The 11,722-nt window shown below is 49.8% G+C and carries 13 protein-coding genes and 1 pseudogene; 2 read left to right on the top strand and 12 right to left on the bottom strand.

What is annotated here, in order from left to right:
• Positions 1 to 21: 21 nt before the first annotated feature.
• The 10 genes and pseudogenes from ASD60_RS12535 to ASD60_RS12490 all read right to left on the bottom strand — a co-directional run bounded on the left by ASD60_RS12535 (position 22) and on the right by ASD60_RS12490 (position 7,614).
• Positions 22 to 648, bottom strand: a complete 627-nt coding sequence (locus ASD60_RS12535) for a glutathione S-transferase family protein (RefSeq protein WP_056854299.1) — start codon at positions 646 to 648, stop codon at positions 22 to 24.
• A gap of 129 nt (positions 649 to 777) precedes the next feature.
• Complete coding sequence (locus tag ASD60_RS12530) at positions 778 to 1,680, bottom strand: LysR family transcriptional regulator (protein ID WP_056854298.1); 903 nt, start codon at positions 1,678 to 1,680, stop codon at positions 778 to 780.
• Between the two features lie 256 nt (positions 1,681 to 1,936).
• Complete coding sequence (locus ASD60_RS29865; RefSeq protein WP_056854297.1) at positions 1,937 to 2,329, bottom strand: DUF6957 family protein; 393 nt, start codon at positions 2,327 to 2,329, stop codon at positions 1,937 to 1,939.
• Between the two features lie 122 nt (positions 2,330 to 2,451).
• Positions 2,452 to 2,987: pseudogene (locus ASD60_RS28285) on the bottom strand (GNAT family N-acetyltransferase).
• Between the two features lie 324 nt (positions 2,988 to 3,311).
• Positions 3,312 to 3,587, bottom strand: a complete 276-nt coding sequence (locus ASD60_RS12515) for a Rho-binding antiterminator (RefSeq protein WP_056854295.1) — start codon at positions 3,585 to 3,587, stop codon at positions 3,312 to 3,314.
• Positions 3,588 to 3,592: 5 nt separating this feature from the next.
• Entirely contained in the window at positions 3,593 to 4,135 is a 543-nt protein-coding gene (locus tag ASD60_RS12510) for a YkgB family protein (protein WP_056854294.1), read from the bottom strand.
• Positions 4,136 to 4,245: 110 nt separating this feature from the next.
• Positions 4,246 to 4,782, bottom strand: coding sequence for a carboxymuconolactone decarboxylase family protein (locus tag ASD60_RS12505; protein ID WP_056854380.1), 537 nt, complete (start codon positions 4,780 to 4,782; stop codon positions 4,246 to 4,248).
• A gap of 167 nt (positions 4,783 to 4,949) precedes the next feature.
• Positions 4,950 to 5,903 carry an alpha/beta fold hydrolase gene (locus ASD60_RS12500; RefSeq protein ID WP_082557579.1) on the bottom strand — a complete coding sequence of 318 codons (954 nt, stop codon included), beginning with the start codon at positions 5,901 to 5,903 and terminating at the stop codon, positions 4,950 to 4,952.
• Between the two features lie 93 nt (positions 5,904 to 5,996).
• A complete protein-coding gene (locus ASD60_RS12495) occupies positions 5,997 to 6,512 on the bottom strand; it encodes a RidA family protein (RefSeq protein WP_056854293.1) in 516 nt (171 codons plus the stop codon).
• Between the two features lie 13 nt (positions 6,513 to 6,525).
• A complete protein-coding gene (locus ASD60_RS12490; protein ID WP_056854292.1) occupies positions 6,526 to 7,614 on the bottom strand; it encodes a quinone oxidoreductase family protein in 1,089 nt (362 codons plus the stop codon).
• A 76-nt stretch (positions 7,615 to 7,690) separates the two neighbouring features.
• Between ASD60_RS12490 and gcvA the strand changes: the two genes are divergently transcribed.
• Positions 7,691 to 8,635: a transcriptional regulator GcvA gene (gene gcvA, locus ASD60_RS28280; protein ID WP_177336571.1), complete on the top strand. Its 945-nt coding sequence runs from the start codon at positions 7,691 to 7,693 to the stop codon at positions 8,633 to 8,635.
• A gap of 819 nt (positions 8,636 to 9,454) precedes the next feature.
• Here gcvA and ASD60_RS12485 read toward each other — a convergent pair.
• Complete coding sequence (locus ASD60_RS12485; protein WP_056854291.1) at positions 9,455 to 9,937, bottom strand: YkgB family protein; 483 nt, start codon at positions 9,935 to 9,937, stop codon at positions 9,455 to 9,457.
• A 116-nt stretch (positions 9,938 to 10,053) separates the two neighbouring features.
• Positions 10,054 to 10,593: a carboxymuconolactone decarboxylase family protein gene (locus ASD60_RS12480; protein WP_056854290.1), complete on the bottom strand. Its 540-nt coding sequence runs from the start codon at positions 10,591 to 10,593 to the stop codon at positions 10,054 to 10,056.
• Between the two features lie 125 nt (positions 10,594 to 10,718).
• Between ASD60_RS12480 and ASD60_RS12475 the strand changes: the two genes are divergently transcribed.
• Positions 10,719 to 11,633 (top strand): AraC family transcriptional regulator, encoded by a 915-nt coding sequence (locus ASD60_RS12475; RefSeq protein ID WP_056854289.1) that lies wholly within the window; start codon positions 10,719 to 10,721, stop codon positions 11,631 to 11,633.
• Positions 11,634 to 11,722 lie beyond the last annotated feature (89 nt).

Raw genomic sequence — 11,722 nt, 5'->3', positions numbered from 1 at the left:
CCGATCATCGGGCCACAAACGTCAGGCTGTTTTTTGCAGACCGGCAACCGTGCGCGGCATGCCGACAAAACCAGGCAAGGCTTCGACCCGTGCCAACCATGCGCGGATGTTGGCGTACTCGTCCAGCGACACATTGCCTTCCGGTGCGTGGGCAACGTAGCTGTAGGCTGCTATGTCGGCGATGGTAGGTTCGTTACCGACGAGAAATTCAGTGTTGGCCAATTCCTTATCGATGACCTTGAGCACGCTGTGGGCATAAGGAATCACCTCGTCAGGGTTGTAAGGCGCACCAAACACCGTGATCAAACGCGCCCTGGCCGGACCAAAGGCGATAGGGCCGGCAGCGGCCGACAACCAGCGCTGGACTTTGGCAGCGCCGACCGGATCGGTGGGCAACCAACGACCATTGCCATATTTTTGCGCCAGGTAAACCAGGATCGCGTTGGAATCCGCCAACACCACACCTTGATCATCAAGCACCGGAATCTGGCCAAAAGCATTGAGCGCCAGGAACTCGGGCTTTTTGTGTTCGCCTTTGGCGAGGTCGACCAAAATCAACTCGGTCGGCAGTTGCAGCAGGGACAGCATCAGCTGCACACGATGGGCGTGGCCGGAACGGGGAAAATTGTAGAGTTTGATGGCTTGCATGATCGACTCCGCGCTTGAGTGGTGTTGTTCAGGGAGATCAGCACCTTGGGGGGCCATCTTCCATCAGTCACCAAAACAACAGAATAACCAACAAACGCAATCCATTATTTCATCCAGCGAAATAACGTATCAGACCTGCAGGGCTGGATGTTCCCTCAACGCCTTGACAGTAAAGTCGACAAAACTGCGAACCCGCGCCGCAGCCTTGCGTCCGCCCTGGTACACCACATGGATAGGCAAGGGAGGCATCTCGAAATTCGCCAGGACAATTTCCAGCTCCCCTGCCGCGACTTTGCGTGCCACTTGATAAGACAAGACCCGGGTGTAACCCAAGCCAAGGCAAGCCGCGGTGATCGCCGCCTGATTCGCCGTAACCACCAACCGGGGATCGGTGCGCACACTGATGGGCTCGCCCCCTTCCAGAAACGGCCAGCTGCGTAACTGGCCCGTCGCAGACGTCGCGATAACCGGTCCTCGAGCCAAATCCTGCGGGTGAGTCGGATGTCCATTAGCCGCCAGGAATGCCGGTGATACGCAAACCACCCGCCGCACCTCACCCACGCGAATGGCGTGCTGATTGCTATCCGGAAGCTCACCGATGCGCACAGCCACATCGATGCCCTCCTCCACCACATTCACCACACGGTCAACCAACAGCGCATTGATCGTGACGTCCGGGAATTGTGTAAGAAAATCCACCATCAATGGAGTGACAAACAATTCACCAAACAACACCGGCGCCGTGATTGTCAGTTGCCCACGCGGCTGAGCATGACTGCCTGCCGCTGAATCCTCGGCCTCCTGCACTTCGGCAAGAATTCTGCGACAGTCTTCAAGATAACGCTGGCCGGCCTCACTCAGATGCACACTGCGCGTAGTGCGTGTGAGCAACGGCGTGCCAATGCGTTTCTCCAGCGCCGCCACCGCCCGGGTGACACTGGCCGCCGACAACCCCAACCGCCGTGCTGCCGCGGAAAAACCCTGGTCCTGGGCGACCGCGGCGAAGACCTGCATTTCCTGAAAGCGGTCCATGGAGTGTCCTCGATTCAGATAAAAAAATCGCAACCCTTGGGCTGCGATTTTGGAGGTTGGGTACCAACAACATAGTTTGACACAAACCCTAGCCTAAATCGGGGTCTGTAGGATGATTCGGGATAAAGACATAAGCAACATAGATTGACCCAGATGGGCTGCGTTTGAAATACAGGGCCCGATTGCTCACAACATAGTTTGACACGAAGAGCTAGAAGTAAGCAGCCATGAAGGGAGAGCCCATAAACTGCTGTCTTCAGCACAAGCTCAGTGCGATATCTAAATCTGTACGCAACCTACGTCCGGCTCCCATGAGCACATAAACCGTGTTTTTCGTCTCAAATAAGCAGTTCTGGGACAAGGAAACCTCCAACGTTGATCTAACCCAATCACCAGGTGCAAAACGGCCTTTACTATCTTGGATAACAGTCAACGCGTAAACCAAGGCCGGGATAAGCCCTCTAGCGGCGATGGCAGCTCGCTGACGTGTTGTAACTTCTAGGTCCAAGATTATCCAATCCGCAACAAGGCAATAGGCACGGGAAGGAAAATGCAGATTTGCGAGTGCCACTGCATCTGAGTCAGTGAGCGGGCACCCGTCTATGGTCTCGCCTGCGGAAAGCAGCAAGGTAAACGCCGCCAAATTCATTAATTCCTCCGGCTGGTCGGTAAACCGTCTCGAACGTTAATCATCACTAAGCATAGCTCCCAGCGAACAGCCTGGTATTGATGGCGACAAAAAGTAGTCAAGTCATCTCACACCTTGTTCCTCTACTCTTCCTTTATCTCCCTGAACGGGATGATTGCTGTTAGCGGAGTGACCGCACAAAGCGGTTTGCGCCAATAGCCCACGCTTTGCCATTGACCGTGCTTGAAACCAACCTCCGGATAGGTGCCGATTTGAGTTAGCCCGAGCGCTTTATGGATACCTGTGCTTCCAGCGTTGGGTGAGGCAATGCCGGCATAGGCTACATGAAAACCTTGTTTCTCTAGGCCTAGAAGAAGCTGCTTATAAAGCACACCTCCCTTCGGTGCAACGCCGGGTCGACATATACGGTGACATCCACCGACCAGGGCGTTTCTCGCTCGATGCTGGCTTGCGTGAGCGTATCCATCGACGTTGCCTTCCACCCTGGGCTACCAGATAGGGATACGTTGGCAGTGTCGCGGCTATTCGTGCTTGCATCTTTTTCACAGTCGGTAGTATCAACGCGAACGAGATGACTGAGCCCGAAACCACTGGTCCATAGATTGGCTTGGATAGCAAAGGCATCAGTGGGTGAAGCACCCCTCACCTTATAATTCATATCTTTTCTTTTCTTGCTGCCACTTGAGGAACCGCGTTTGAAGGGCTGAACGACTTAAGACACAGCCTTCAGTTTGCATAATGTTGCTGTCCGCAAATGCGCTGCGACTCCGGAGAGTTGCGTCTTAAAGTCCTCAATCTGAGCGTGGCAATAACTCACCTGCTGATCCGCGGCAATCAGGTCGGTCTGGTGTGCGCCAGCGGGCTCGTAATTACATATCGCCCCAGCCATCTGGAATGATATTTATGAAAAAATATCATAAGGACTGAAATTTATACGCTGTCACCTATTCTAAAAAACCTACTAAACCTGAGCGACAATGTTTCAGATGGCGCAAGAACCTATAGTGAAGTCTTTTCGCTGATAACCCTCCCCCTCGTCCATAACTGTTATTGCAGAAATCATATCCAACCTCACCTCTTGAAGTAAATTCGGGGACTCCAGTTGAAGATACTCTTCCTTGGAAGCGGAGGTTTTTGTAGTTAAAGCTCGTGCTTTTATACGTTGGCCGTCTAACATTTCCACATCGAGCAAATTATGTCGCATACAGACCATTTCAATAAAATCGTAGAGACCGCAGTCCAGTGGCTGATATGTCATATCAATTACCTGTTTTCAAATATTACGAAACCATCATCTTTGGATTCGAGTGCCGAAAGTGAATGACCGACGATAAATATTGATACTGCGAGAAGTGCAACATCCTTTAGCAAAAACTGCCCAAGAGACACCGTAATAGCGGGAAAACCAAGGCCTTCCTCAATAACTCCAGGAGTAGAAAACATAAAGCTTATCGTGGTTAAAAATAACCCAACAGATAACACACCACCGAGCAATGAAATCTTTGGTGATACGATGCGACCGAGGATAAGGGCTCCAATCAAGACCTCTATATAACCAAGCGCACTAGAAAAATTACCCACGCTGAGCATTTCATATGTCCAACCTACCACCGGGCTGTTGCTAACAAGCGGTACTAAACCTTGTGCTTCGTATTGAGTGAACTTCATACCGCCAAACCAAAAATAGATTACAGCTAAGGCACAGTATAAACCATAAATACTAAGCAGCATGATTTTGTCGCCCCAAACGCGCAACTTCTCAATGCCAAATAATGAAGTTTGATTCTTGAGCTGTGGATTCGTCATTTTAGACACTCACGGAGAAATATTTATTTGCTAAAAAGATACAATTTTGCACGAGGCAGAATAACGCCGGTATCAGTGCCGCACGGCGACCGTGCGGCACCGACTGATTTTCAGCTAACCGCTGGAAAATCTAGCGGAGTATCATTTATACGGTTAATTAAATTAGTAAATGTGATACTTGAAACAGCAAGCACGACATCCACAATCTGCTGATCTGAATAACCGACTTCTTTGACAGTATTAACGGCTTCGATCGCGAGGGTACCCGATGTACTAACGAGCGTTCTAGCGAACTTCGACAAAGCATCAAATTTGGAATTGCCAGAAGGCGTATTGTGGCGTGCCGCGAGTATTTCGTCGTCCTTAAGACCGGCACCTTTCCCGATCACAGTATGTGCTGCAAGGCAATAATCACATCCTGAAGCCTGGCTGACGGCGAGTTTGATTACCTCGATTTCCTTTACGCTTAGACTTCCCTTATGTAGAGCACTATCGAGTGCGAGCGCGGCTTCCAAAGCGAGAGGACTGTTAGTACCTGCGACTAGAAAAGCATTGGGCACTCCACCAAAAGCACGCTTAATAGAGGCGAATACTTCTGCAGAGTGACCGGTCGCGTCATCAACGCCCGTTACATTCAAACGATTCATAAAGTTACCTTTTGTCATGCATGAGTGAACGCTCAGCCGCCTCTTTTTAAAGAGGCTGTTTAATCATGCTGCGGCGTTCATAATTACGCCTGAGATCAGGCGATCTCCAATGTCAGCTTTCAAACCGACATTGGTGGATTCAGAGCGAAGAAAAATTACTATTACGCTTACAAGTTCTTCGAATTATTACCAAGAAAATTAAGCATTCTCTCGGCAATTACATCTCCATGAGTTTCAATTGCAAAGTGACCGGTATCGAGCAATACGATTTCTGCATTTGGAATATCCCGTTTGAACGCCTCAGCACCAGCGGGGAGGAAGAAAGGGTCATTTTTCCCCCAGATCGCTAATAGGGCAGGCTGCCTAGTTCTAAAGTATTCTTGCACCTCAGCATATTGCTTGATGTTTTCGCCATAGTTCATAATCAAGTCGAGTTGGATGTCGACGCCCAGACGCTCCACAGCTGCCTGTGCCAACATGTAGCTCTCAGGCGCGATAAGCGCAGGATCATTTACTCCCTCGGTGTACTGCCACTTGGTCATTTCCAGCGTATTCAGTTTTCGCAACGCTTCGCGATTTTCAAGGGATGGATCCGCCCAGGCTTTACGCATATCTGCCCACCCTGGGCTAAGCCCTTCTTCGTAGGCATTCCCATTTTGAGTGATGATGGCTGTGATTTTTTCAGGGTTTTTAACAGCAAGACGCCAACCTACAGGTGCACCATAATCAAAAACATAGATGGCATATTTGTTTAAAGCTTTAGCTTCTGTAAACCTTTGTACTACCGCTGCAAGATTATCAAAATTATAAATAAACTTTCTTGTAGGATCGACTGTAGTCAATCCAAACCCCGGTAAATCTGGTGCGACCACATGGTACTTCGTAGCCAATTTCGGAATTAAATCGCGAAACATGTGGGAGGATGCACCAAACCCGTGCAGCAATAAAACTGTCGGAGCACTCTTATCACCTGCCTCGCGATAGAAAACTTCTACTCCATCGATATTAATAGTCTGGTGGCGGGTTTGATTTAAAATCGGGGACGCCGAAGCGACACTTGCGATCAAGCCTAAGGTAGTAACCAAACCAGCAATCAAAAAAGATTTCATATTTAGCTTCATAAATCCCTCTCTATTTTCTTTTAAGTTTAGTGCCTACCAACGTTTTAACTCCATAATAATCTGCCTTAGCAGTGGCGCTACAGCAACTTGCAATTAATCATTCGTCACTGCGAAGGTCACTGCTAGTTCTACAGATGCTCCAAGCGGTAGCTGCGTTACAGAGAATGCCGTCCGGCTATGGCTACCAAGAGACTGGCCAAAAACAGACACAAAAAGCTCTGACGCTCCATCCAGCACATGTGGCTGTGCAAGGAAATCCTGTGCACTGGCAACATACCCTTCCAAACGCAATAACCCGCCAAACCGTTGAAACCCACCTAAGGCCGTTTCAATTTGCGAGATAACATTGAGAGCTGCCGCTCTTGCAGCGGCGTAGCCCTCGGCTTCACTTATTTGGAAGCCAACCACACCAGGGTGGAAAAGTTTGCTGTTAACTAAAGGAAACTGCCCAGAAACAGCCCCTATGCCATTGCGAATCATCACCGCACTATAGGAACCGACCGGCTTAGGGGGCTCCGGTAACGTAATACCGAGCAAGCGCAGTCTTTCAGCAATCTCGTCGCCACTTAGCGCGTCGGGCGATAATTCCAATGATATAGGTGTCTTCATGATCTACTCCGAATCAAGGCTTCAGCACTAGATTGCCCGACACACGCCCTTCCCCGAGTAGCTCATGAGCACGAGCTGCTTCAGAAAGCGGAATTACTTGATCCAGTACTGGGCGCACAGCGCCTTTCCTTATCAAATCCAACCCGAAACGCAGGTCGTCCAAATCCCCCATAAGCGTCCCAAGCAGCCGACGCTGGCTGAAGAAAAAGCTACGAATATCAAGATTCAGCTCAGACCCTGCGACGAAGCCCAAGGTAACCACAGTGCCAGTAGGACGCGTGGCTTCAATACTGCGGGCAAGAATTTCACCACCGAGGTTGTCGATCGTTACATCCATACCTTTACCTCCTGTCCACTCGCGAGAGACTGCTACAAAGTCTTCACGCTTGCTGTTGATGACCAGATCGGCACCGAGCTTTCGTGCGACTTCAGCTTTCTCATCGTTACTAACTGTGGTTACGACCCTGGCGCCAAGCGCCTTAGCGATTTGGATGCTCATCGAACCTGTACCCGAACCGCCCGCTTGGACCAAAACGGTGTCTCCCGCTTTCACCGCGCCTACGACTCTCACAGCGCGCACAGCAGTCACTAGGACCATTGGCAACGTCGCAAGCTCCTCTGGGGACAGGCCCGTATCGTCGCGCAGCAACCAATGCGCGGGAACTTCCATGTACTCAGCATAGGCCCCCCAACTCATAATGCCTGCAATGGCATAGCTGGGAGCTGCACTCATGGGGGAAAATGCATAGTCAGCTTTATCTAGCGGGTAACCAGGCATAGGTACTACACGTTCACCCAGTGAGAAGTCGGTCACACCGGCACCCAACTCGACTACTTCCCCAACCGCATCCGACCCAAGAATATGAGGCAAAGCGAGATCACGGGTGATAGCACCTTCACGCAGGTAGAGTTCAAGTCGATTGATGCCTGCAGCTAGTACCCGAATGACCACGTGTCCTGGGCGTGCGCTTGGCGTAGCAACGTCCTCGTAGCGCAGAACGTTCGGGCCACCGAACTCACGAAAAATAGACGCTTTCATAAAAACTCCGTTAAACAGAAAAATAAGAGAGATCACGTCGCCGGCATCGTTCATCTTGAACATTTACCCGCTTGAGTGGCTATTATGTGAGCGAACGAAGCAGCCGAATATTGGGATTTTCTTGCCGGAGCAATAAGCTGTGCTTAACGAAGAAGCTCGACGGATTGCAATTTATTTGAATGCTCTACGGGCATTCGAGGCAGCTGCAAGGCTGCAAACGTTCTCCGCTGCTGCGGAGGAACTCAACGTAACCCCTCCTGCGATCAGCCAATTAATCAAAACGTTAGAAGATTACGTAGGGCGTTCTCTGTTTGAACGATCCCGTAGTGGCGTGACGTTAACCCCTGAAGCCGCTGCGATTTATCCTCAGATCCGCGACGGATTTTCACTGCTGGCGGAGGGATTACAACGTTTGCGGACAGCGCTACCGGTTAATGTCGTCACGCTATCTGTAACGCCTGCTTTTGCTAGCAAATGGCTCTTGACCCGAATTTCTGGTTTCAGCGCTCGCTATCCACAATGGGATATTCGATTGCACACTACTGACCGTCTTGTCGATTTTCGCAGTGAGGGCGTAGACATCGGCGTTCGCTTTGGGATAGGCCGTTACCCCGATTTAACAGCGGAGCGAATGATGGGAGAGTACGTATTCCCGGTTTGCAGCCAAAATTTGCTAGACAAGCTGGGAAAGCCTTCATTAAGTCTTGACGATATTGCTTCTTTGACCTTGATACACGATGCAACCATAAGCTTCGATCCAAATTTCCCAACGTGGACTTCATGGCTGTCATCTCGAGGGTACAATAATATTCATGGACTGCGTGGCATGCATGTGAATGCATCTGCGCTAGCTATCCAGGCAGCTATTGAAGGGCACGGTGTCGCGTTAGCTCGCAGCCGATTAGTAAAAGAGGATTTGGTTTCAGGGCGATTGGTGCGCCCTTTCGATGGATACGAAACGTCTCACTCTTCCTATTTCGTGGTGTATCCCCACCACGCTACCCTGCGACCCCAAGTAAAAGCAGTGCGTGATTGGCTGATGTCGGAAGCAGAAGAGGAACAAATACTGACAACTTACTACTAAACGAGGCGCCTTAAGAATTATTCGATCAGCATAAACTATTTAATTAAGGGTTTTTGTTGAAGGTGATGTTCGAATCCCGTGTAGCGCAAGGATGCCCTTCGTGATATCGATAATGATAGCGGCCTGCCTTTTCCAACTTCTAAAACGGGAGTTGTTAGGCCCTTCATATTTAATAGCGCAACGACTATTAAAAGCCCAAAAACACTGATCCTCCGGAAGCACGAGAAAGTATTAAGCCGTTGCATAGCAACTATTCCTGAATCGTGTAAGACGCTTACGACGTGTTCTCTGATGCGGCGTAAATGCGGCGTAAAAACAGCCTCGGTGAACTGAATTTATAGTAATTTGGTCAGTCCATGATCGCTGACAAAGCACGTTCTTTTCATTACCCTAGCAGGGCGTCACGACTACCCGCGTGCTCAAGTGCAATCATATAATCGAAGCCACCTACATGATGCTCTCCAACAAACATCTGCGGAACGTTGTGTCGTCCCACTTTTGATAATCCGTTCTCGCAAGCGCTGAGAATCAGCCTTAACATTAATTTCTTCCACCCTATTGCTCTCGCCTGTTAAGAATGCTTTGGCATAATGGCAACGAAAACCAACGCTGGGGAATAAACATTGTTACATTTTTCATTTTATCTACTCCCAAACTACTATTAAAGCTCTGGCAAACCGATCGATATTACTCGCCATAATATGTTTAGACAATTTTAAGTCCTAATTTCTGCAACGCCCTACTGACCGCCGCGGCATGTTCACCGCGGCTGAGGAACAGAATTAGACAGTAACCACTTTCCGCTATTGAGAGCTAATCCTAAACTTTGAGCAACTTACCGAGATCTTGCTTCAGTAGATAGACAGAAGCCATCAATAAGACGAGATCTTTCAACAAGAAACCCGAAACTATGGTCATCGCTGGGAACCCGCCAGCTTCTGGGTGCCAAGCTCCTGGTGCAAACGGGAAAATCGTGAGTGTACCTATAAATGTTACAATCGAACCAAGAGCGCCAAGTACGCCAATTTTTTTGTTCCAGAACCCAAGGAACAATAACAGCCCGAAAGTCCATTCCGCAGTACCCAGCAAAATGCTCGTGCCGCTAACACCTAATACTGGAATTGTCCAAGAAAGAAGTGGCGCGTTGGTCAGCAAAGGAATTAAGTCTCTTATTTCAACATCGAACCACTTGTCATAGCCAAACCAAAGGAAGATAAGCACCATGGAGGCTCGGAGCAAGTGATAATCTAGGTCGTGCTTCATGATAAAGGAACGGCCAAGCAAATTAATAATGTAGTTCATAATTATTTCCTCTAGACGAATGATGGGCAACTGGCTATTAATAGTCGCTGGGGACTATAAGCAACATTACGGTGATTTTGTATACTGGGTGCTGCGCCTAAAACTTACTGGTCTTTTCAGGTTACTTTCGGAAACTCAATTACGGTATCATTCACACGATTAAAGTAGTTAGTGAAAATACCAGACGAGATAGCAAGAAGGATCTCAACAATTTGCTTGTTGTTATAGCCGGCGGCTTTTATTGCATCCACATGCTCCGCTGGTAGAGTGCCTCGAGTTTGGTACAAAACTCGGGCAAATGACGCGAGCGCATCTAGCTTTGCGTTGCCCGATGATGCATCGCCATGGCGAGCAGCCAGGATTTGTTCTTTACTAAGACCCGCACCTCGACCGATCACCGTATGCGCGGCAAGGCAATAGTCGCAACCGGTCTGTTGGCTGATAGCGAGCTTGATTACCTCGATGTCTTGTGTAGTCAGCGATCCTTTTGACAAGGTGCTATCGACTGCCAGAGCTGCCTCCAGCGCTGCGGGGCTATTGGCACCGATATCTGCGAAGGTATTGGGTACAGCGCCAAAGGCAGTCTTGATAGCAACGAACAATTCGGCAGCGCGGCCGGTTGCCTGATCGACGGGGTGGGAAGTAAGGCGAGTCATACGATTTCCTTTTGCTAATGTGGACCGGCAGGAGCGCCGGATGTAGCCACTTTAGCGAGGTAATCGATCCAAATGATGATAGGTTTGGGCATCTTCTTGCCCTAGCGTCTCAATCTGGAAAGAAAATGGACCTATTAAGCCGCTTACTGCACCTCTATCCCGTCGAGGTCGCTCTAGACCATGTGTGCAAGCTCGGGGCTCCCTGGGCGCTCGAGAACCCGCCTACCAATTACGGAGTCGCTCCTTATCATATTGTTACCTCTGGAAGTGTGTGGCTTTACACCTCTGGCTTCGAGCCACTGCATCTGCACTGCGGTGACGTTATCGTTTTCCCTACTGGCGCTGCACATACCTTAAAAGCAGACCCTGATAGTTTGCCGAGCTTAGTACGGGTGGAAACCGGTTCAGCGCTGCCTGTTGCAGTAAATGATGAGGTGGGTGCGCAAAGCGAGATACTGTGCGGGTACTTTCATTTTGAGCCTGGCATTGCTGGCCCATTGTTCAGCTCTCTGCCTAGCTTGATGGTTGTTCGCGAAGCCGGCGGTAAAGACATGCAGGTTATGCAATCTTTGATCGCCATTCTTGGCTGCGAGCAACGGGCCACAGGTCAGGGGTCGGAAGTAATCCTGAGCCAGCTTGCCTCAGCCTTGTTCGCAATCATTCTCCGGGCATGGATGTCCCAGGCACAAACTCAACCTAGTATGCTGGCATTACTGTCGGATCCACGCCTCGTTCGCGGCTTATACGCTATGCTGGAGGACCCGGCTCGACAGTGGTCGGTGGAAGAGCTGGCTAATACCTGTCATTTATCGCGCGCTACGTTCGCACGTCATTTCGTGAAAGTAGCAGGAATGACGCCTGGAGATATGCTCGTGCGTATCAGAATGGCGAAGGCTGCGCATTGGTTAAGTCGTGACACGCGCAGCGTGGCCATCATTGCAGAGATCGTTGGTTATCAGTCCGAGGCAGCCTTTAGCCGCGCTTTTAGTCGCTTCCATGGCAAGAGCCCTGGATCATTTAGGCGTGAAAACGGAAGATAAAAGTATCCGGGCCTGCGCTTTTCGCTGGACGCGTATATCGTCCACGTTCTTCAAAGACGTTTGTGAAAAAACTCCGCACCACAATTTTT

Origin of the sequence: Pseudomonas sp. Root562 (assembly GCF_001427125.1) — a bacterium.
Classification (GTDB): Bacteria; Pseudomonadota; Gammaproteobacteria; order Pseudomonadales; family Pseudomonadaceae; genus Aquipseudomonas.
This window is presented reverse-complemented; position numbering and strand designations above follow the sequence as displayed.